The sequence below is a fragment of the Streptomyces sp. NPDC054887 genome (genome assembly GCF_053610585.1).
In genome coordinates this window covers 1-20,523 of record NZ_JBSGYQ010000002.1, presented here as the reverse complement: position 1 = coordinate 20,523, position 20,523 = coordinate 1, and the positions used below count along the sequence as shown (strand labels likewise).

The window sequence follows — 20,523 nt, the reverse complement described above, 5'->3', positions numbered from 1 at the left end:
ACCGTCAGATTCGGTCGTACGGTCCCCGCATGCCCCTCACGGCGTACGACCTCACCGGCCGCACCGCACTCGTCACCGGCGCCGCGAGCGGCATCGGCCGGGCGAGCGCGCTCCTGCTGGCCGAAGCCGGCGCCACCGTCCACTGCGCGGACCGTGACCGGAGCGGCCTTGACGAGACCACCGCCCGGATCGCCGAGGCGGGCGGCGCGGCCCACCCGCACGTCCTCGACGTCACCGACCGGGTCCGCCTCGCGGAGGCCGTCGCGACGGCCGGCCGCGTCGACATCCTCGCGGCCGTGGCCGGAGTCATGCACCACAGCACCGTCCTGGAGACCCTCGACGAGGACCTCGACCGCGTCCTGGCGATCAACTTCAAGGGCGTTCTCCACGCCTGCCAGGAAGTGGCCCGCGCCATGGTCGCGGCCGGGCGCCCCGGCAGCATCATCACCATGGCGTCGGGCGCGGTGGACGCGGCCCACGCCGGCCTGCTCTGCTACAGCGCCGCCAAGGCGGCCGTCGTGCAGCTCACGAGGACGCTCGCCACCGAGCTGGGCCCGCACTCCATCCGTGTGAACGCCGTGGCGCCCGGCTGGATCCGGACACCCATGACCGACCGCCACGACGCGACGCTCCAGCACCGGACCGAGGCCGCCATGGCCGGCGCGTCACCGCTGGGCCGCGTGGGCGAGCCCGAGGACATCGCACACACCGTGCTCCACCTGGCATCCGACGCCTCAGCCTTCACGACCGGCCAGATCCTACGCCCGAACGGCGGCGTACTGATGCCCTGGTAGGCCCCTTCACCCCCCCACCGTCGGCGCACCGACCTCCTTCAGGCGCGGCTTCGCCCCCGAGCGCCGGCGCACTCCGGAACCCAGCCCGCCCACATTCCCCCCGCGGCGAACCAGCCCCCGTGAACCCACACACCCCCGGGACAAGAGGCATGGCCCAGAGCCGGCTCCGTCCCCACAGAGCAAGGCCCCACCCCCGGCAGAGACGCGACCCGGCCCCCTACCCGCCGCGCCTCCTCCCCCGGCCACACCGCCGCCGCGCCCCCGCGACCCCCCGTCGTAGCGCCCGGACGCCCCCACGTCCAAGCGCCCGCGCGAGCCCGGAGGCGGTGTGCGCCCCCAACCCCGGCGTCCGCCGGTTCCCACGCCGACGCCGCGCGTCCACGCCGGCCGCGGCCGGCGACACCGCGTGGACCGGCAGCAGGCTCAGCCCCCAGCCGCCCGCCGCCACCGCGCCCTCCACCACCCCCGTCCGCTCCGGCACCAGCATCAGGCGCAGCACGGCGCACCACCACACCGCGCCGAGCACCAGCGCGGCCACCAGGACCGCCCGGCGTCCCCGGAAGTCACGCCACGCCATGGCTGCCTCCTCCGACCGACGCTAGACGGGCCCCCGCACAGGGCGGGAGGGCGCACCGGAAGCACGCCCCGGCGCACCCGCCCGCACCGGCCACCGCACGCGCCCGCGCCTCGCGCCCCCGCCGTCCGCGCCTACTCGCTCTCGGCCTGGAACATCCACGCATGCTTCTCGAGGTCCGCCGTCAGCCCGATGATGATGTCCTGGCTCACCGGATCCGGATCGGCCGTGGCCTCGATCCGCTCCCGCATCCGCCCGACGACGACCCCGAGGGCGTCGACCAGGATCCGGACGGCGTCCACGTCCTTGATCCACCCCGACGGCACCTCCCGGATCGCCGTCGCCCGCGCCACGCTCGCCGACCGCCCGTCCGGATTGACGCCCAGCGCGGACGCCCGCTCCGCGACGGAGTCGGAGTGCAGCCTCGCCGTGCCGACCACCTCGTCGAGCTGAAGGTGCACGGACCGGAAGCGCGGCCCGACCACGTTCCAGTGCACCTGCTTGGCGACCAGCGACAGGTCCACAAGGTCCACGAGTGCGCCTTGCAGGGCCTCGCCCACCACCTTGAGGTCCGCCTCGGGCAGGGTGCTCTTCACGACAGACATCCGTTTTCCTCCTCAGAGAACCGGGGAACCGGGACGATCGCGAGACCGGAGCGCAAGCAGACGCAAGCAACCCCGTGCGCCTCGCCGACCCGACCCGGCACAGTCTCACCACCATGGCACAAACGCCCCAAAACGGTCACATGGGAACGTGAACGAGCCCCGGCGGTCCCTCAGGACCCACCGGGGCTCTCGCAAAGCCTCAGACCGCGTACACCGCGGCCGCAGTGGTCACCACGGTCAGGCGGCGACCACGTCCACCGCTTCCGCGGGTGCCTTGATCGTCACCCGCTCCGGTGGCACACCTGCCACCGACGTCACCGAAACGGAATTGAGCATCGGGCGCACCGGTGGACGCACCGGCTCGCTCGCAGCCGACTCCGCCAGCTCAGCCAGCGACAACTCATCACTCACTTCGCGCATGAGCTCGGACATCCGTACATCGAGCGCGTCGCAGATAGCGGAGAGCAGTTCGGAGGAAGCCTCCTTCTGCCCCCGCTCCACCTCGGAAAGATAGCCGAGTGAGACTCGGGCGGACGAGGAGACTTCGCGCAGAGTACGGCCCTGGCGCTGGCGCTGCCGACGCAGCACGTCACCAAGCAGGCGACGGAGCAGAATCATCGGTGGCTCCCTCCTCGGACCGCGTAGCCGCATCCTTCACGCCCCACCGTACCGCCTCGCGCTGCGGCCGTGCGGGGAGCGATGTCGTGTTCACTCAGGGCTGCAAACATCAATTCCCCCCGTTCTGTTCCGTATCCTGTGCCCGCGCATTCTCGATCAGTTCGCCGGAGAGCAGGGTCAGTACGCTCCGCACACTCTCCATACGGATTACCGCCCGGCCCCCGTTCAACCTCAACCGGGCCACTTTCCCGGTTCCGTCCGGCCCGCAGACCGCCACGAAAACCGTCCCGACGGGTTGGCCGTCCTGGGCGTCCGGCCCCGCGACGCCGGTGGTCGCGATGCCCCAGCCCGCTCCGAGCGCCCGTCGCACCCCGGCCGCCATCTGCCGCGCGACCTCCGGATCCACGGCCCCGCGCTGCTCCAGCAGTGCCGCGTCGACCCCGAGGACGTCCCGCTTCAGCTCCGTCGCGTACGCCGTGACGCCTCCGCGGAAGACCCGGGACGCACCGGGTACGGAGGTCAGCTCCGCGGCCACGAGTCCACCGGTGAGCGATTCGGCGACGGCGAGGGTCTCTCCCCGCTCCGCCAGCAACGCCAGCACCTCGGCGGCAGCACTCGTACGCGAAGCCATCTCGGCGGCACCACTCGCACCCGACGCCACCTCGGCCACACCGCTCACACCCCGCGACGCCACCTCGGCCGTACCAGCGACGCCCTGCGGCGTCTCGAGCACCTCGCCGGAACCACCGGCACCTCTCAGGCCCCCCGCCGGCCCCAGGGCCTCAGCGGCGCCCCTCGCGCCTTCCACGGCCCCGCCCGTCACCGTGACGACTCCGCCGCGATCCCGGCCCGCCGCAGCACGACCGCCTGCCGCACGTAGTCGAGCCCGGTCGCGACCGTCAGCACGACCGCGGCCGCCATGACCCAGAACCGCAGCGTCGCCAGGGGCCCGGTCAGCGCGAGCACGTACATCCCGACCGCCACGCCCTGCATCAGCGTCTTCATCTTGCCGCCGCGACTGGCCGGAATGACTCCGTGCCTGATCACCCAGAAGCGCAGCACCGTGATGCCCAGCTCCCGGAAGAGGATGACGCCCGTCACCCACCACGGCAGGTCCCCGAGCGCCGAGAGGCAGATCAGCGCGGCACCCATGATCGCCTTGTCGGCGATCGGGTCGGCGATCTTGCCGAAGTCGGTGACCAGGTTGTACGTGCGCGCCAGATGTCCGTCGAAGATGTCGGTGATCATCGCGACGGCGAAGGCGGCCCACGCCCAGGCGCGCCAGGCGGGGTCGTACCCGCCGTCCTGGAGCATCAGCATGACGAAGCCGGGCACCAGGACCAGCCGCATCATGGTCAGGATGTTGGCGATGTTCCACAGGCTGGCCTGGTTGACGGCCGCAGCGCCCAGCTTGCCGCCGGGCGCCGGCTTCGCGCCGGTTCCACCGGCAGCGGATGCCGGGACTCCGGTCATCTGCCTGCCTCCTCGTCGGGGGTCTGGGGGCCGCCTCCCAGCAGCTCGCTGTACTCGGCCACCAGGTCCACGCCCTCGGTCGCGATCACCTTCGCGGCGACCATACGCCCCACGGACAGTCCCTCGGCCGACGTGAACAGCACCTGGCCGTCCGTCTCGGGCGCCTGGTGCGCCGCACGGCCCACCGCGCCCTCGTCGCCGTCCACCGACTCGACCAGCACCTCGACCGTCTCGCCGAGACGCTCCTCGGCCCGCTGGGTGGTCAGCTCGTCCGCGAGGCGCGAGATGTGCTCAAGACGCTCGGCGATGACGTCGGCGTCCAGCTTGTTGTCGTACGTGACGGCCTCGGTGCCCTCCTCGTCGGAGTACCCGAAGACGCCGATCGCGTCCAGTCGGGCACCGGTGAGGAAACGCTCCAGCTCGCCGAGGTCCGCCTCGCTCTCGCCGGGGAAGCCGACGATGAAGTTGGACCGCACACCGGCCTGCGGGGCCTTGGTGCGGATCGTGTCCAGCAGCTCCAGGAAGCGGTCGGTGTCCCCGAAACGCCGCATCGAGCGCAGCACGCCGGCCGACGAGTGCTGGAAGGACAGGTCGAAGTAGGGCGCGATCTTCGGCGTGGACGTCAGGACGTCGATCAGCCCCGGCCGCATCTCCGCGGGCTGCAGGTAGCTGACCCGGACGCGCTCGATGCCGTCGACCTCGGCCAGCTCGGGCAGCAGCGTCTCCAGGAGCCGGATGTCGCCGAGGTCCTTGCCGTACGACGTGTTGTTCTCGGAGACCAGCATGATCTCCTTGACGCCCTGCTCGGCCAGCCAGCGCGTCTCACCCAGTACGTCGGACGGGCGCCGCGAGATGAACGAACCGCGGAACGACGGGATGGCGCAGAAGGAGCACCTGCGGTCGCACCCGGACGCCAGCTTCACGGAGGCGACGGGGCTGGTCCCCAGGCGCTGCCGCAGCGGCGCGCGCGGACCGGAGGCCGGCGCGAGGCCCTCGGGCAGGTCCTCGGGGGGCGTGTCCTGGGCGTGTCCGGGGAGCGCCACGTCGGCGTCCTGCCGCTCGGCGGGGCTGATGGGCAGCAGCTTGCGCCGGTCGCGCGGGGTGTGGGAGGCGTGGATGCCGCCGTTGAGGATGGTCTGGAGGCGGTCGGAGATGTCGGCGTAGTCGTCGAATCCGAGTACGCCGTCGGCCTCGGGCAGCGCTTCCTGGAGTTCCTTGCCGTACCGCTCGGCCATACAGCCCACGGCGACGACCGCCTGGGTCTTGCCGTGATCCTTGAGATCGTTGGCTTCGAGCAGGGCGTCGACGGAGTCCTTCTTGGCGGCTTCGACGAATCCGCAGGTGTTGACGACGGCGACGTCCGCGTCCGAGGCGTCCTCGACGAGCTGCCAGCCGTCCGCTGCCAAGCGGCCTGCCAGCTCCTCCGAGTCCACCTCGTTACGGGCGCAGCCAAGAGTGACAAGGGCGACGGTGCGGCGTTCGGGCATGGACTCAAGACTACTTTGTCCCGGCGCGCGCCCCCGCCGCCAGGGTTGCCCGGCGCCCGGCGCCCCGGCTCCGGGGCCTTCCGGCCCTGCCCCGGGGCCGGAAGTCACGAGGTCAGCCGACCTCGGGGTCGCCCTTCGTGTACGTCAGCCGCTGGACCTGTCCGGCCTGGAACTCGTCACCGACCTCCTTGCCGTTCACGAACAGCTGCATCGCGCCGGCGTCGCCCAGCACGAGCTCGATCTTCTCCTTGTCGGTGAAGGTCTTGGACTCGCCCTTGAGCAGCAGGCCGTCGAAGAGCAGCCGGCCGTTGTGGTCCTTCGCCGAGATCCAGCTCTTGCGGTCCTTGGCGGTCAGGGCGACCGTGACCTGGTCCTGCGGGACGGCCGCGATGGCGCTGTCCGACGGGTCGGGCTTGGGGTCGGCGGGCTTGGTCGGTGCGGGCTTGGCCGGCTTGGTCGTGGCGGGCGTGGAGCCCGCGACGTCCCGGGAGCCGCCGCTGCCGTCGCTCCCGTTGAACGCCGTGAAGCCGACGAAGCCGACCACGGCGACGATCGCGGCGACCATGGCCGCGGTCCAGTTGGGGCGGCGGGCCTCCGGACGGATACGTTCCGCCTCGAAGAGCGGCGCCGCGGGCGTGGGCGCGGGGCGTCCGCCGTGCTCGTCGTCGTACTGGGCGACCAGGACGTCCGGATCGAGGCCGACGGCGCGGGCGAGGGTTCGGATGTGGCCGCGCGCGTACACGTCGCCGCCACAACGGCTGTAGTCGTCCTGCTCGATCGCGTGCACGATGGGGATGCGCACCCGGGTCGAGCCACTGACCTCGTCGACCGTCAGACCCGCGTCCACACGGGCCTGCTGGAGAGCGCGTCCGATCGAGGGCCGGTCGTCTTCGAGGGAAGGCCGGTCGTCTTCGGGAGAGTTGCCGATGGACACGGGGGCGCCTTTCGAGCGTGAGCCACCTGCTGGATGTTCAGTCTAGGGGGGGTACGAAAGCATGGGGCAACCGGGAGGGTGGAGTTTGTACGCCATCAGAATCGCCTGACAGCCCGATGGTGACACCATCTGCCTCCCCCTCCCCTCAACTGGACGTACGAACCGGGGAAACGGTTGCTCACCGACTTCTTACGGGTGAGAATCTCCTCGGATCATAGCGAGCATTTCATCCAATTCGTCTGGTTTGACGAGTACATCGCGCGCCTTGGATCCCTCACTCGGCCCCACGATGTTCCGCGACTCCATCAGATCCATCAGCCTGCCCGCCTTGGCGAAGCCGACACGCAGTTTGCGCTGGAGCATCGAGGTGGAGCCGAACTGGGTGGACACGACGAGTTCGGCCGCCTGGCACAGCAGGTCCAGGTCGTCACCGATGTCCTCGTCGATCTCCTTCTTCTTCGCCGTCCCCGCCACGACGTCCTCGCGGAAGACCGGCGCCATCTGGTCCTTGCAGTGCTGGACGATCGCCGTGACCTCGTCCTCGGTGACGAACGCGCCCTGCATACGGGTCGGCTTGTTCGCCCCCATCGGCAGGAACAGGCCGTCGCCCTTGCCGATCAGCTTCTCCGCGCCCGGCTGGTCGAGGATGACCCGGCTGTCCGCGAGCGAGGAGGTGGCGAACGCGAGCCGCGAGGGCACATTCGCCTTGATCAGACCGGTGACGACGTCCACGGAAGGCCGCTGGGTGGCGAGCACCAGATGAATGCCGGCGGCGCGGGCCAACTGGGTGATGCGGACGATGGAGTCCTCCACGTCGCGCGGCGCGACCATCATGAGGTCCGCCAGCTCGTCGACGATGACCAGCAGGTACGGGTACGGAGAGAGCTCCCGCTCGCTGCCCTCCGGCGGCTTCACCTTGCCGGTGCGCACCGCCTGGTTGAAGTCGTCGATGTGCCGGTAGCCGTACGCGGCCAGGTCGTCGTACCGCAGGTCCATCTCGCGCACGACCCACTGGAGCGCCTCGGCGGCCCGCTTGGGGTTGGTGATGATCGGCGTGATCAGGTGCGGGATGCCCTCGTACGCCGTGAGCTCGACCCGCTTGGGGTCGACCAGCACCATCCGTACGTCCTCGGGGGTCGCCCGGACCATGACCGAGGTGATGAGGCAGTTGATGCAGGACGACTTGCCCGATCCCGTGGCGCCCGCGACCAGGACGTGCGGCATCTTCGCGAGGTTGGCCATCACGTAGCCGCCCTCGACGTCCTTGCCGAGCGCGACGAGCATCGGATGGTCGTCCTCGGCCGCGTCCGCGAGGCGCAGCACGTCGCCGAGGTTGACCATCTCGCGGTCGGTGTTGGGAATCTCGATGCCGACGGCGGACTTGCCGGGGATGGGGCTGATGATGCGTACGTCGGGGCTGGCGACGGCGTACGCGATGTTCTTGGCGAGCGCGGTGATCCGCTCGACCTTGACGGCCGGTCCCAGTTCCACCTCGTACCGCGTGACCGTCGGCCCCCGGGTGAAACCGGTGACGGCCGCGTCGACCTTGAACTCCGTGAACACGGTGGTCAGTGAGGCGACCACGGCGTCGTTGGCGGCGCTGCGCGTCTTGCCGGGACCGCCGCGCTCCAGCAGGTCGAGCGAGGGCAGGGAGTACGTGATGTCCCCGGCGAGCTGGAGCTGCTCGGCGCGGGGCGGCAGCGGCTGGGACACCTCGGGCTGCGCCTTGGTCAGGTCCGCCACCTTCGCCCCGGACCCCGCTCCCGAGCCGGCCCCCGCCCCCTGCCCGGACCCGGACCTCGACCCGGACGCCGGCGCGGGCACAGGTGTGCGTTCCACCTTCCCGGCGCTCTCGCGCGCCGACGGCACACCCGCCGGACGCTCGGTGGAGACGCCCTGCGTCAGATCGGCCACGAGCGCCGACGGCGGCAGCCCGTTCAGTACGGCGCCGTCCAGCGCGGCGGCGGCGGCCGCGGCCACGTCGACGGCGTCCATCGCGCGCGACGCGGACGCCGGCTGGGGGGCGGCCCTGCGGGGGCGGCGGCGCCGGGTGAGCGCCTCTTCCTCCGCGAGCTCCGCGTCGTACTCGGAGGACGCCGGGGCTCGGCGTGCGGGCGCGCGGCGCGCGCCGGCGGGCAGCGCCTCGCGCCACTGCTCGTCGTACCGTTCGTCGTCCTCGGACTCGTCGTAGTACCCGGGCGGCGCGGCGAGGATGCCGAGCATGATGCCGAGCTGGCGCAGGCGCTCGGGGACGGCGTTGACCGGGGTGGCGGTGACGACGAGCAGGCCGAAGACGGTGAGCAGCAGCAGAAGCGGTACGGCGAGAACGCTGCCCATGGTGAAGATCATCGGCGTGGCGGCCGCCCAGCCGATCAGTCCGCCGGCGTCCTGTAGGCCCTCGATGCCGTCGCCGCGGGCGGGCGCTCCGCAGGCGACGTGGACCTGCCCGAGAATGCCGACGACCAGGGCGGAGAGCCCGATGACGATCCGGCCGTTGGCCTCGGGCCTCTCGGGGTGCAGGATGAGCCGTACGGCGACGACGCCCAGCAGTATCGGCACCAGCAGGTCCAGCCGTCCGAAGGCGCCGGTCACCAGCATCTCGACGAGGTCGCCGACCGGCCCGCGCAGCTGCGCCCACGTACCGGCGGCGACGATCAGCGCGAGACCGAGCAGCAGCAGCGCGACGCCGTCCTTGCGGTGGGCCGGGTCGAGCCCCTTCGCGCCGCGCCCTATGCCGCGGAACATCGCGCCGACGCCGTGCGCGAGGCCCAGCCAGAGGGCGCACACGAGCCGGTACACGCCGCCGGTGGGCGACGGCGCCGCCTTGGCTGCGGGCCTGGCCGCGGCCTTCTTGGCGGGCGCCTTCTTCACCGGCGCCCTTTTCGCCGGCGCGGCCTTCCTCGCCGCGACGGCGGACTTCTTGGCGGGCGCCGCTTTCTTCGCGGCGCCGGCGGTACGCCCGGCGCGCGGCTTCGCGGCGCCCGCCGTGCCCTGGGAACCCTTGCCGGACGTACGTGAGGCCATGGTGGTGAGGTTACCGGTGCGGGACGCGACGGACACGTGTGCCCACCGCTTCACCCGTTCGTGTCGTGACCAGCGCGGCGGAAAACTGACGCGGCCTCACCGGGCCGCCGCGGTGCGGCCGGTGCGCCCGCCGGGTGTCCACATCCGGCCCCGCCGTGCCCGGTCGCCCCGACGTTCAGCGCACTACGGCACAGAACTCGGCGCGGCGCGGCCTGTGCGGCACGGTATTGAAGCAGCGCGCGCTCAGTCCGACGTCGTTCGCAGCCGCGTCATCCAGCCGGACGGCTCAGTACGACGAAGCTCAGGCGCTGCGACGCTCAGTGCTGCGACGGGAAAGGGGGCGCCGCGCCGCTGGTCCCCGGTTCGAGCGCGTCGAGCGCCCGGCGCAGACCCGTGAGCTTGCGCTCCAGGTGAGCGGCCGTGGCCACGGCCGCGGCGTCCGCGGACTCGTCGTCCAGCTGCTTCGACAGCGCCTCGGCCTGCTCCTCAACGGCGGCGAGCCGCGCGGAGAGTTCGGCGAGCAGCCCGGCGGGCTCCTTCGTCTCGCCCGCACCGCCCGTCTGGCCGCCGCCTTCGAGCTGGAGGCGCAGCAGCGCCGCCTGCTCCCGCAGTTGGCAGTTCTTCATGTACAGCTCGACGAAGACCGAGACCTTCGCCCGCAGCACCCACGGATCGAACGGCTTCGAGATGTAGTCCACCGCGCCGGCCGCGTACCCCCGGAAGGTGTGGTGCGGGCCGTGGTTGATCGCGGTGAGGAAGATGATCGGAATGTCCCGGGTCCGCTCCCGCCGCTTGATGTGCGCGGCGGTTTCGAAACCGTCCATTCCCGGCATTTGAACGTCCAGCAGGATGACTGCGAAATCGTCCGTCAGCAGCGCTTTGAGCGCTTCCTCCCCTGACGATGCCCGTACCAGTGTCTGATCCAGCGCAGAGAGGATGGCCTCCAGCGCCAACAGATTCTCCGGCCGGTCATCGACCAGGAGGATCTTGGCCTTCTGCACCATGGCCCGCCCTCCTCGCCCCGGCAGTGCACCGGGCGCCGCCCCAGGGGACGACTCTCTTGCGTCGCCCGTCCTTGTGCCGGTCATGGTAGCCGCACCCCGCCTGTCGCCACACCCTGTCACCGCGATGTCACTGTGCACGTAGCGGAAACGCGGCGGGAGACCAGAAGGTTCCCCGGATCTCCCGCGCTCACACGCCTTCGGCCACAGTCAGTCAGCGACCTGTCGCTTTCGTACAGCCTACGATCCCTCTCCCCGCATCCACTGATCCATGACGGAGAGCAGGTGGTCGGGATCGACCGGCTTCGTGACGTAGTCGGACGCTCCGGACTCGATGGCCTTCTCCCGGTCGCCCTTCATCGCCTTCGCGGTCAGCGCGATGATCGGAAGCCCCGCGAACTGCGGCATCCTGCGGATCGCCGTCGTCGTCGCGTAGCCGTCCATCTCCGGCATCATGATGTCCATCAGCACCACCGTCACATCGTCGTGCTGCTCCAGCACTTCGATGCCCTCCCGGCCGTTCTCCGCGTACAGCACGGACAGGCCGTGCTGCTCCAGCACGCTGGTGAGCGCGAAGACGTTGCGGATGTCGTCGTCGACGATCAGCACCTTCTCCTGGGAGAACATGATCCCGCGACGCGGCTGGGGCGCCGGCGCCTCGTGTCCTCCCGAGCCCCACGACGGTGCGGCTTCCTGCGGCTCCGCGGCGTCCGACGACCGGCCGGCCTCGTCGGGCACGCCCGGCTGACCGGCCGCCTGCCCCGGCAGCGCCGTCCGCCGCTCACCGCCGCCCACCGCCCGGCGACGCCGCCGGAACAGCCCCGACGGACCGCTCTGCGGGTCGGACGGCAGCCGGTCCGGGTCGGCATGCTGCGCGCCGTCCGCCGCCCGCTCGCCGTCCGCGGCGCCGCCGCCTCCGCGCAGCGGGTCCATGGCCCCCGGGGTGAGCTGCGGGTAGCCCTGCGGCGGCAGTTCGCTCGGGTGCAGCGGCAGGTAGAGCGTGAACGTAGACCCGCGGCCCGGCTCGCTCGCCGCGTGGATCTCGCCGCCCAGCAGCCGCGCGATCTCCCGGCTGATGGACAGGCCGAGGCCGGTGCCTCCGTACTTCCTGCTGGTCGTCCCGTCCGCCTGCTTGAACGCCTCGAAGATCACCCGCATCTTGCTGGCCGCGATCCCGATGCCGGTGTCGGTCACCGAGAAGGCGATCAGGTCGGCGTCCACGTCCCGCAGTGAACCGGCCTCCAGCAGCTGCTCACGGATGGCGTTGGGCACGTCGGCCTTGGCCGGCCGGATGACCAGCTCGACCGCCCCGCTGTCGGTGAACTTGACCGCGTTCGACAGCAGGTTGCGCAGGACCTGGAGCAGCCGCTGCTCGTCGGTGTGCAGGGTCGCGGGCAGCTCCGGGGAGACCCGTACGGAGAAGTCCAGGCCCTTCTCGGCGGTGAGCGGCCGGAAGGTCGCCTCCACGTAGTCGACGAGCTGCACCAGCGCGATCCGCGTCGGACTGACGTCCATCTTGCCCGCCTCGACCTTCGACAGGTCGAGGATGTCGTTGATGAGCTGGAGCAGGTCGGAACCGGCCCCGTGGATCGTCTCCGCGAACTCCACCTGCTTCGGGGAGAGATTGCCCTCCGCGTTGTCGGCGAGCAGCTTCGCCAGGATCAGCAGCGAGTTGAGGGGCGTGCGCAGCTCGTGCGACATGTTCGCCAGGAACTCGGACTTGTAGCGCATCGAGACCGCGAGCTGCTCGGCGCGCTCCTCCAGAACCTGCCGGGCCTCCTCGATCTCGGTGTTCTTCACCTCGATGTCGCGGTTCTGCTGGGCCAGCAGTTCGGCCTTCTCCTCCAGCTCGGCGTTCGACTCCTGGAGCGCCTTCTGCCGGTTCTCCAGCTCCGCCGACCGCACCCGCAGCTGCTCGGTCAGCTCCTGCGACTGCTCCAGCAGCACCTCGGTCTTGGTGTTGACGCTGATGGTGTTGACGCTCGTCGCGATCATCTCGGCGATCTGGTTGAGGAAGTCCTTCTGGATCTGGGTGAAGGGCTGGAAGGACGCCAGCTCGATCACCCCGAGGACCTTCCCCTCGAAGAGCACCGGCAGCACGATCACGTGCGCGGGCGGAGCCTCACCGAGGCCGGAGGAGATCTTGAGGTAGCCCGGCGGCACGTTGTCCACCAGGATCGTGCGCTTCTCCTCGGCCGCGGTGCCGATGAGCGTCTCGCCCGGCTTGAAGGACGTCGGCATGGAGCCGGCCGAGTAGCCGTAACTGCCGCGCATGCGCAGCTCGTACGGGCTGTCCTCGTCCGCGCCGACCTCGGCCGTGCCGCGCGTCGTCAGGGCCAGGAAGAAGGCGCCGTGCTGCGCGGAGACGACCGGCGTCAGCTCGCTCATGATCAGGGAGGCCACGTCGTCCAGATCGCGGCGGCCCTGCATCAGGCCCGAGATACGGGCCAGGTTGCCCTTGAGCCAGTCCTGCTCCTTGTTGGCCAGGGTGGTGTCGCGCAGGTTCGCGATCATCGTGTTGATGTTGTCCTGCAAGTCCTGGATCTCGCCCGCGGCATCCACGTCGATCTTGAGGTTGAGGTCGCCGCGGGTCACCGCGGTGGCCACGGCCGCGATCGCGCGCACCTGCCGGGTCAGGTTCCCGGCCATCTCGTTCACGGACTCCGTGAGGTCGCGCCAGGTGCCGTCCACGTCCCGTACGCGCGCCTGGCCGCCGAGGATGCCCTCCGTACCCACCTCACGGGCCACCCGGGTCACCTGGTCCGCGAACGACGAGAGCTGGTCGACCATCGTGTTGATGGTCGTCTTTAGCTCCAGGATCTCGCCCCGGGCGTCGATGTCGATCTTCTTGGTCAGGTCGCCCTTGGCGATCGCCGTGGTCACCATCGCGATCTGACGGACCTGGCCGGTCAGGTTGGACGCCATCGAGTTCACCGACTCGGTGAGGTCCTTCCACGTGCCGGAGACCCCGGGGACGCGCGCCTGGCCGCCCAGCTCGCCCTCCGTACCCACCTCACGGGCCACACGCGTGACCTCGTCGGCGAACGACGACAGCGTCGTCACCATGGTGTTGACGGTGTCGGCGAGCTGCGCGACCTCGCCGCGCGCCTCGACCGTCACCTTCTTCGTCAGGTCGCCGTTGGCGACGGCCGCGGAGACCTGCGAGATGTTCCGCACCTGGGACGTCAGGTTGTTGGCCATCAGGTTGACGTTGTCGCTGAGGTCCTTCCAGATGCCGGTCACACCGCGCACGCGCGCCTGGCCGCCGAGGATGCCCTCCGTACCCACCTCACGGGCCACCCGGGTCACCTCGTCGGCGAACGACGACAGCTGGTCCACCATCGTGTTCACGGTGGTCACCAGCGCCAGGATCTCGCCCTTGGCATCGACGGTGATCTTCTTCGAGAGGTCGCCCTCGGCGACCGCCGTCGTGACCTCGGCGATGTTGCGCACCTGCGAGGTCAGGTTGTTGGCCATGGAGTTGACGGACTGGGTGAGGTCCTTCCACGTGCCGCTGACACCCTGCACCTCGGCCTGGCCGCCCAGCATGCCCTCGGTGCCCACCTCGCGGGCCACCCGGGTCACCTGCTCGGCGAAGTTCGACAGCTGGTCCACCATCGTGTTGAGGGTGTTCTTCAGCTCCAGGATCTCGCCGCGCGCGTCCACGTCGATCTTCTGCGACAGGTCACCGCGCGCCACCGCCGTCGCGACCTGCGCGATGTTGCGCACCTGCGCGGTGAGGTTGCCGGCCATGCCGTTCACCGAGTCGGTCAGGTCGCGCCACACACCGGCCACACCGGGCACCTGCGCCTGGCCGCCGAGCCGTCCGTCCGTACCCACCTCGCGGGCGACCCGGGTGACCTGGTCGGCGAAGGACGAGAGCTGGTCGACCATCGTGTTGATGGTGTTCTTCAGCTCCAGGATCTCGCCGCGCGCGTCCACGTCGATCTTCTGCGACAGGTCACCGCGGGCCACCGCCGTCGTCACCTGGGCGATCTGGCGCACCTGCGACGTCAGATTGCCCGCCATGAAGTTGACGGAGTCCGTCAGTTCCTTCCACGTGCCGCTGACGCCGTCCACCCGCGCCTGACCGCCGAGCCGGCCCTCCGTACCCACGTCACGCGCCATCCGCGTGACCTGGTCGGCGAACGACGACAGCTGGTCCACCATCGTGTTCACGGTGTTCTTGAGCTCCAGCATCTCGCCGGAGACGTCCACCGTGACCTTCTGCGACAGATCGCCGTTGGCGACCGCCGTGGTGACCTGCGCGATGTTGCGGACCTGCCCGGTCAGGTTCCGGAACGCCGTGTTGACGGAGTCTGTCAGGTCCTTCCACGTGCCCGCCGCGCCCGGCACCTGCGCCTGTCCGCCGAGCAGACCCTCTACGCCGACCTCGCGCGCCACTCGCGTCACTTCGGAACCGAAGGACTGGAGCTGGTCCACCATCGTGTTGACGGTGTTCTTCAGCTCCAGCATCTCGCCGGCGACGTCGACGGTGACCTTCTGCGTCATGTCACCGTTGGCCACCGCCGTCGTGACCTGGGCGATGTCGCGCACCTGCGTCGTGAGGTTGCGGAAGACCGTGTTGACGGAGTCCGTCAGGTCCTTCCACGTGCCCGCCGCGCCCGGCACCTGCGCCTGCCCGCCCAGCAGGCCCTCACCGCCGACCTCGCTCGCCACGCGGGTCACCTCGTCGGCGAACGTACGCAGCGTCTCGGTCATCTGGTTGATCGTCTCGGCGAGCTGCGCCACCTCGCCGCGCGCGCTCACCGTGACCTTCCGCGACAGGTCACCGTTGGCGACCGCCGTGGTGACCTCCGCGATGCCGCGGACCTGGGCGGTCAGGTTCCCCGCCATCAGGTTGACGGAGTCCGTCAGGTCCTTCCACACGCCGGCCACCCCGGGCACCTGCGCCTGCCCGCCCAGCTCGCCCTCCGTACCGACCTCGCGCGCGACGCGGGTCACCTCGGAGGAGAAGGACGACAGCTGGTCGACCATCGTGTTGACGGTGTTCTTCAGCTGGAGCATCTCGCCGGCCACGTGGACGGTGACCTTGCGCGACAGGTCGCCCTTGGCGACCGCCGTCGTGACGAGAGCGATGTCACGCACCTGGGCGGTCAGCCGGTACGCCATGGTGTTCACGGAATCCGTCAGGTCCTTCCACGAACCCGACATGCCGCGGACCTGCGCCTGACCACCCAGTTTTCCTTCGGTGCCCACTTCGAGGGCGACCCGCGTCACCTCGTCCGTGAACGCCGACAACTGGTCGACCAGGTTGTTGACCGTACGGCCGACCTTCAGGAACTCGCCCCGCAGCGGATGCCCGGCCTCGGTGCCCTCGGCACCCTGCGACCGCAGCTCCATCCGCTGGTCCAGGTCACCGTCCGCCACCGCGGACAGCACCCGCCCGACCTCGGAGACCGGCCGTACCAGGTCGTCGACGAGGGCGTTGGAGGCGTCGATCGCGGTGGCCCAGGAGCCCTCGCAGGCCCCGGTCTCCAGCCGCTCGGCCAGCTTCCCCTCACGTCCGACCATGCGGCGAACCCGGGCGATCTCACCGGTCAGGTGCAGATTCCGGTCGGCCACCTCGTTGAAGACAGCGGCGATCTCGGCCATCACCCCGTCGCCCGACACCGTCAGGCGTTTACGGAAGTTGCCGTCCCGCATCGTCACCAGGGCCTGCAGCAGCCTGTTCAGGGCCGCTGTATCCACTTCGGTTGTCCCATTGTTCCGGGACCGTCCGCCTTTTGCGCGCGTGCTGGTGCTCCGCGCGGCTGCGCCAGACTCCACCGTGTCCCTCCCGCAGGGGTCGACCGTACTCATCGGGCGTCGCCCGAAGCCTTCCCAGTGTTTCACCATGGCCGAACCAGGCCATAACAGTTCGGCAGCTTCGCACACCCCTCCCCGGACTCCGGGGGCGGAAACACTGGTGACCGGCATCCGCTCGGACATGGAAGGTAAGTAACCTGGCTTCCGGCTGTCCAGCCGCCCCGGTCCGCCCGGCGGGGGCGGTGACGCGAGATCCACCACCGGGCACCGGAGGGGCGGGCCGATCATGGCAGAGCCGGGCGTCGAGACGCGTACGAGGAGTTCTGTGATCACCGCGCGGGCGGCTGCCAGCTTCGACCCCGTGGGACGGTCCGTCGCGACCGCCCGCGCCTTTGTCAGGGACACACTCCAGGGCTGGGGCTACACCGACATCGTGGACGACGCCGTCGTCCTCACCAGCGAGCTCGTCACCAACGCGGTCGTGCACGCCGGCACCACCGCCGACGTGCTGTGCCTGCGTACGGACGACGGCGTCCGCGTCGAGGTCGGCGACCGCTACCCCGAACGGGATGTTCCGCTCCAGGGCACGGCCCAGTCCTTCGGCAGCCCGGAGCGCGAAGGCGGCCGCGGTCTGCTGCTGTGCGCCGCCCTGGCCTCCCGCTGGGGCGTCGACTACGCCCCCACCCGCAAACACGTCTGGTTCCAGCTCGACCTCCCCGAGCGCCCGGTCGGCATCCGCTCGGCCGGCCCGGTCCTGCCCGTCGAGCACCTCCCCGTCGCCGACGGCCGCATCCGCGTCGCCGTCGTCCAGATCGACCGCTCCGGCGCCATCAGCGCCTGGAACGAGGACGCCGAGGACCTCTTCGGATACGCCGCCGACCAGGTCACCGGCAAGCAGCTCACCGACTTCGCCGCCTGGCCGCACACCCCCGGCATCGCCACCGGCATCGCGGACGCCCTCCGGCTCTCCCGCTGGGAAGGCAGCTACGGCGTCCGCGCCGCCGACGGCCGTACCGTCCCCGTCTACGCCTCCCACCTGCGCGTACGGGACACCGCGGGCGAGCCCTCGACCATCTGCCTGCTGGTGCGCGACTTCGAGCGCGCGGTCCTCCAGTCCCCGCAGCGCACCCCCAGCGACACCGCCAAGGGCTCGCTCTCCGAGGGCCGCACCACGGACCCCTTCGAGGTCTTCATCGGCTCCCCCGCCCCCGACGACCTCGACGGACTCCTCCAGCGGACCGTCGAACGCTCCCGCGACATGCTGGACGCCGACTCCGCCTTCCTCCTCCTCGCCACCGACGACGAGACCGAGCTGGAGGTACGGGCCACCACCGGCCTCCCCTCCGCCCGCCAGCGCTTCGCCCGCGTCCCCGTGGAGGCCGGCACCGGCCGCTACGGCTCCGCCCGCATGCCCGCCGTCCACGACGACCTCACCGCCGTCCCGGGAGCCGTACCGCTCCTCAACGGCACCGGCATGCGCTCCGTCGTCACCGTCCCCCTCAAGGTCGAGGGCCGCCTCACCGGCTCCCTCGGAGTGGCCGCCGAAGCCCCCGGGCGCTACTCGAACGAGGAGGCCCTGCGTCTCCAGTTCGCCGCCGACCGCATCGCGCTCGCCGTCGAATCCGCCCGCCTCGGCGAACTGGAACGCCTGCGCCGCGGCTCGCTGTCCTTCCTCGTCGAGGCCTCCGACCTCCTCGCCGGTACGCTCGACCGCGACCAGACCCTGGCCCTGATGGCACAGATGACGGTCCCCACCCTGGCCACCTGGTGCGCCGTCTACACCATCGCCGACCAGTCCTCGGAGCCGTACCTCTCCTTCGTCCTCCACGAGGACGAGGAGCGCATCGACGGCCTCAAGGCGCTCCTCTCCAAGATCGACCCCCCGGAGCCCGTCCCGGCCCCCGGCGCGCGCGTCTGGAACGCCCCCACCGAAGCCGCGCACCAGGCGGCGCTCCGCACCTCCATGCGCAGCCTCGGCCTCGGCTCCACGCCCCACATCGGCTCGGGCATCGGCACCACCCTGGCCACCGCCGCGGCGGTCGGCGGCGAGACCGTCGTCCTCCCCCTGGTCGCCCGCAACCGCGTCATCGGCATGCTGACCCTCGGCAAGCCGACCGACGACCACTTCCGCCAGGAGATCCTCGAACTCGCCGAAGACCTCTCCCGCCGCGCCGCGCTCGCCCTGGACAACTCGCGCCTGTACTCGGAGCGCATGGCCATCAGCCAGTCCCTCCAGCGCAGCCTGCTCCCCCCGGAGCTCCCGCACGTCCCCAACGTCGAGGTGGAGGTCATCTACCGGGCGGCGGGCGAGGGCAACGAGGTCGGCGGCGACTTCTACGACCTGTTCCCCATCCGCGACGGCGCGTACGGCTTCGCCATCGGCGACGTCTGCGGCACGGGCCCCGAGGCCGCCGCCGTCACCGGCCTCGCCCGCCACGCCCTGCGCCTCCTCGCCCGCGAGGGCTTCGGCGGCCCCGCCGTCCTGGAGCGCCTCAACGCGGCGATCCTCGACGAGGGCGCCCGCAGCCGCTTCCTGACCCTGCTGTACGGCGAGCTCTGGCCCCAGGAGGACGGCAGCGCCGTCCTGAAGGTCGTCTGCGCCGGCCACCCGCTCCCGCTGCGCCTGCGCCCGGACGGCTCCGTCGAACCGGCGGCCGAGCCCCAGCCGCTGCTCGGCGTCATGGAGGACCTGGAGCTGTACGAACAGACCGTCACCCTCGACCCCGGCGACGTACTGCTGTGCGTCACCGACGGCGTGACCGAGCGCCGCGAGGGCTCCCGCATGCTCGGCGACGACGGCCTGGCCGACGTCCTGGCCACCTGCACCGGCCTGACGGCCGGCGCGGTCGCCGCCCGCATCCTGCGCGCCGTGGAACGCTTCGCAGCCGAACCGGCCTCCGACGACATGGCCATCCTCGCCATGCGCGTACCGATGCCCCATCTGCCCGTGTGACATACGGGAGTACGCGAAAGGCCCCCGCCAACCGGCGGGGGCCTTTCGTGTGTGGAGCCCCAATACGGAATCGAACCGTAGACCTTCTCCTTACCATGGAGACGCTCTACCGACTGAGCTATTGGGGCCTGTGCTGCCCTGCGGCAACGAGAGAGATCCTACCCGAACATCAGCCGTGCTCCGAACCCGCTGCTGCCCCGACCAGGTCCGACACGGCGGCGCCTGCGCACCACACCTCAAACGCACGTCCTAAAAGGCGGGTTGCAGCAATCCACCGAGCGCGTTGCAGGCAGCCACCACGCGTTGCAGGTCGCGGCGCGACAGCGGACCGCCGACGGGCAGCGCGAGGGTTTCGTCGGCGGCACGCTCGGTCTCCGGCAGACAGACCGCCCGCTGGAACGCCGGCAGCCGGTGCACGGGCGTCTTCACCGGCACCTGGCAGTCCACCCCCTTGCGCCGCACGGCGCGCGCGAACGCGTCCCGGTCCGGCCGCCCGTTGCCGGGCACCCTCACGACGTACTGCGCGTACGAGTGCCCCGCGCACCCTTCCGGGGTCCGCACCCCGGTGAGCCGCCTGGTCAAGAACGCGGCGTGCACCTGCCGTTGAGCAAGCGCGCCGGGCTCGAAGGCCTCGGCTTCCGGGTGTTCGACCACCGCGAGGCCCCGCCGTCGCCCGAGCTCGCGCACCGGCTCGACGCCGGCCACGTACCCGAAGCGGGGCACCACGACCACGGCGGCCGTACGCGTCGTGACAGCCGCGTCCACGGCGGCCGCGTCGAGGCAGTACGTGGCTCCGTCGATGTCGGCGAACACCGGCACGGCCCCAAGGGCCAGCACTGCCTCGGCCACTTCGGCGTTCCCGTAGGCCGGCACGACGACTTCGTCTCCGACGCCGACCCCTACGGACTTCAGCATTCCGATCGTCCCCATACCTCGGGATGCTGGCCCTCCAACGTGAACACCAAGTGTCAGGGCACAAAAAAACGCTGGTCCCCGAACCGAAGTTCAGGGACCAGCGTTGAATGATTGTTCGGCGGCGTCCTACTCTCCCACAGGGTCCCCCCTGCAGTACCATCGGCGCTGAAAGGCTTAGCTTCCGGGTTCGGAATGTAACCGGGCGTTTCCCTAACGCTATGACCACCGAAACACTATGAAGATATCGAACCGGTAATGGCACAGTTCGTTACTTCAGAACTAACACAGTGGACGCGAGCAACTGAGGACAAGCCCTCGGCCTATTAGTACCAGTCAGCTCCACCCGTTACCGGGCTTCCACATCTGGCCTATCAAC

The 20,523-nt window shown here is 70.7% G+C and carries 13 protein-coding genes, 1 tRNA gene and 2 rRNA genes; 2 read left to right on the top strand and 14 right to left on the bottom strand.

The annotated features are described in order from the left end of the window. Nucleotides 1-29 precede the first annotated feature (29 nt). Nucleotides 30-794, top strand: coding sequence for an SDR family NAD(P)-dependent oxidoreductase (locus tag ACWGH0_RS01555; protein WP_453402078.1), 765 nt, complete (start codon nucleotides 30-32; stop codon nucleotides 792-794). Nucleotides 795-1,011: 217 nt separating this feature from the next. On the opposite strand, the gene ACWGH0_RS01550 is transcribed toward ACWGH0_RS01555, so the two are convergent. The 10 genes from ACWGH0_RS01550 to ACWGH0_RS01505 form a co-directional block, all read right to left on the bottom strand. Further along, nucleotides 1,012-1,371, bottom strand: coding sequence for a hypothetical protein (locus ACWGH0_RS01550; RefSeq protein ID WP_453402077.1), 360 nt, complete (start codon nucleotides 1,369-1,371; stop codon nucleotides 1,012-1,014). A gap of 131 nt (nucleotides 1,372-1,502) precedes the next feature. Then, the gene (locus tag ACWGH0_RS01545; protein ID WP_453402076.1) at nucleotides 1,503-1,973 is read right to left on the bottom strand and encodes a Dps family protein; all 471 of its coding nucleotides are present in this window, start codon (nucleotides 1,971-1,973) and stop codon (nucleotides 1,503-1,505) included. Nucleotides 1,974-2,210: 237 nt separating this feature from the next. Continuing rightward, on the bottom strand, nucleotides 2,211-2,591 hold the full coding sequence (locus ACWGH0_RS01540) for a helix-turn-helix domain-containing protein (protein ID WP_028814221.1): 381 nt from the start codon (nucleotides 2,589-2,591) through the stop codon (nucleotides 2,211-2,213). Between the two features lie 109 nt (nucleotides 2,592-2,700). Beyond that, nucleotides 2,701-3,222: a CinA family protein gene (locus ACWGH0_RS01535; RefSeq protein ID WP_453402249.1), complete on the bottom strand. Its 522-nt coding sequence runs from the start codon at nucleotides 3,220-3,222 to the stop codon at nucleotides 2,701-2,703. Between the two features lie 188 nt (nucleotides 3,223-3,410). Continuing rightward, entirely contained in the window at nucleotides 3,411-4,064 is a 654-nt protein-coding gene (pgsA, locus tag ACWGH0_RS01530) for a CDP-diacylglycerol--glycerol-3-phosphate 3-phosphatidyltransferase (RefSeq protein ID WP_453402075.1), read from the bottom strand. After that, a complete protein-coding gene (rimO, locus tag ACWGH0_RS01525; RefSeq protein WP_453402074.1) occupies nucleotides 4,061-5,551 on the bottom strand; it encodes a 30S ribosomal protein S12 methylthiotransferase RimO in 1,491 nt (496 codons plus the stop codon). Before rimO ends, pgsA begins: the two co-directional genes overlap by 4 nt. Before the next feature lie 112 nt (nucleotides 5,552-5,663). Next, a complete protein-coding gene (locus ACWGH0_RS01520) occupies nucleotides 5,664-6,485 on the bottom strand; it encodes a helix-turn-helix domain-containing protein (RefSeq protein ID WP_453402073.1) in 822 nt (273 codons plus the stop codon). Between the two features lie 189 nt (nucleotides 6,486-6,674). Then, nucleotides 6,675-9,509, bottom strand: coding sequence for a DNA translocase FtsK (locus tag ACWGH0_RS01515; protein ID WP_453402072.1), 2,835 nt, complete (start codon nucleotides 9,507-9,509; stop codon nucleotides 6,675-6,677). 317 nt (nucleotides 9,510-9,826) lie between these two features. Next, entirely contained in the window at nucleotides 9,827-10,513 is a 687-nt protein-coding gene (locus tag ACWGH0_RS01510; RefSeq protein ID WP_453402071.1) for a response regulator, read from the bottom strand. Nucleotides 10,514-10,750: 237 nt separating this feature from the next. Further along, the gene (locus ACWGH0_RS01505) at nucleotides 10,751-16,300 is read right to left on the bottom strand and encodes a HAMP domain-containing protein (RefSeq protein ID WP_453402070.1); all 5,550 of its coding nucleotides are present in this window, start codon (nucleotides 16,298-16,300) and stop codon (nucleotides 10,751-10,753) included. A gap of 265 nt (nucleotides 16,301-16,565) precedes the next feature. Here ACWGH0_RS01505 and ACWGH0_RS01500 point away from each other — a divergent pair, with 265 nt between their 5' ends. After that, nucleotides 16,566-19,232: a SpoIIE family protein phosphatase gene (locus ACWGH0_RS01500; protein ID WP_453402069.1), complete on the top strand. Its 2,667-nt coding sequence runs from the start codon at nucleotides 16,566-16,568 to the stop codon at nucleotides 19,230-19,232. Nucleotides 19,233-19,284: 52 nt separating this feature from the next. On the opposite strand, the gene ACWGH0_RS01495 is transcribed toward ACWGH0_RS01500, so the two are convergent. The 4 genes from ACWGH0_RS01495 to ACWGH0_RS01480 form a co-directional block, all read right to left on the bottom strand. Beyond that, a tRNA-Thr gene (locus tag ACWGH0_RS01495) sits at nucleotides 19,285-19,360 on the bottom strand. 121 nt (nucleotides 19,361-19,481) lie between these two features. Then, a complete protein-coding gene (locus ACWGH0_RS01490) occupies nucleotides 19,482-20,162 on the bottom strand; it encodes a DegT/DnrJ/EryC1/StrS family aminotransferase (RefSeq protein ID WP_453402068.1) in 681 nt (226 codons plus the stop codon). 98 nt (nucleotides 20,163-20,260) lie between these two features. Continuing rightward, a 5S ribosomal RNA gene (gene rrf, locus ACWGH0_RS01485) occupies nucleotides 20,261-20,377 on the bottom strand. A gap of 73 nt (nucleotides 20,378-20,450) precedes the next feature. Then, nucleotides 20,451-20,523, bottom strand: a 23S ribosomal RNA gene (locus tag ACWGH0_RS01480); the annotation flags it as partial.

What these genes read in the sequence shown, in the direction of transcription:
- ACWGH0_RS01555 (WP_453402078.1), top strand. Translation starts at nt 30, where the DNA reads ATGCCCCTCACGGCGTACGACCTCACCGGCCGCACCGCACTCGTCACC.
- ACWGH0_RS01550 (WP_453402077.1), bottom strand. Translation starts at nt 1,371, where the DNA reads ATGGCGTGGCGTGACTTCCGGGGACGCCGGGCGGTCCTGGTGGCCGCG.
- ACWGH0_RS01545 (WP_453402076.1), bottom strand. Translation starts at nt 1,973, where the DNA reads ATGTCTGTCGTGAAGAGCACCCTGCCCGAGGCGGACCTCAAGGTGGTG.
- ACWGH0_RS01540 (WP_028814221.1), bottom strand. Translation starts at nt 2,591, where the DNA reads ATGATTCTGCTCCGTCGCCTGCTTGGTGACGTGCTGCGTCGGCAGCGC.
- ACWGH0_RS01535 (WP_453402249.1), bottom strand. Translation starts at nt 3,222, where the DNA reads ATGGCTTCGCGTACGAGTGCTGCCGCCGAGGTGCTGGCGTTGCTGGCG.
- pgsA (WP_453402075.1), bottom strand. Translation starts at nt 4,064, where the DNA reads ATGACCGGAGTCCCGGCATCCGCTGCCGGTGGAACCGGCGCGAAGCCG.
- rimO (WP_453402074.1), bottom strand. Translation starts at nt 5,551, where the DNA reads ATGCCCGAACGCCGCACCGTCGCCCTTGTCACTCTTGGCTGCGCCCGT.
- ACWGH0_RS01515 (WP_453402072.1), bottom strand. Translation starts at nt 9,509, where the DNA reads ATGGCCTCACGTACGTCCGGCAAGGGTTCCCAGGGCACGGCGGGCGCC.
- ACWGH0_RS01510 (WP_453402071.1), bottom strand. Translation starts at nt 10,513, where the DNA reads ATGGTGCAGAAGGCCAAGATCCTCCTGGTCGATGACCGGCCGGAGAAT.
- ACWGH0_RS01500 (WP_453402069.1), top strand. Translation starts at nt 16,566, where the DNA reads ATGGCAGAGCCGGGCGTCGAGACGCGTACGAGGAGTTCTGTGATCACC.
- ACWGH0_RS01490 (WP_453402068.1), bottom strand. Translation starts at nt 20,162, where the DNA reads ATGGGGACGATCGGAATGCTGAAGTCCGTAGGGGTCGGCGTCGGAGAC.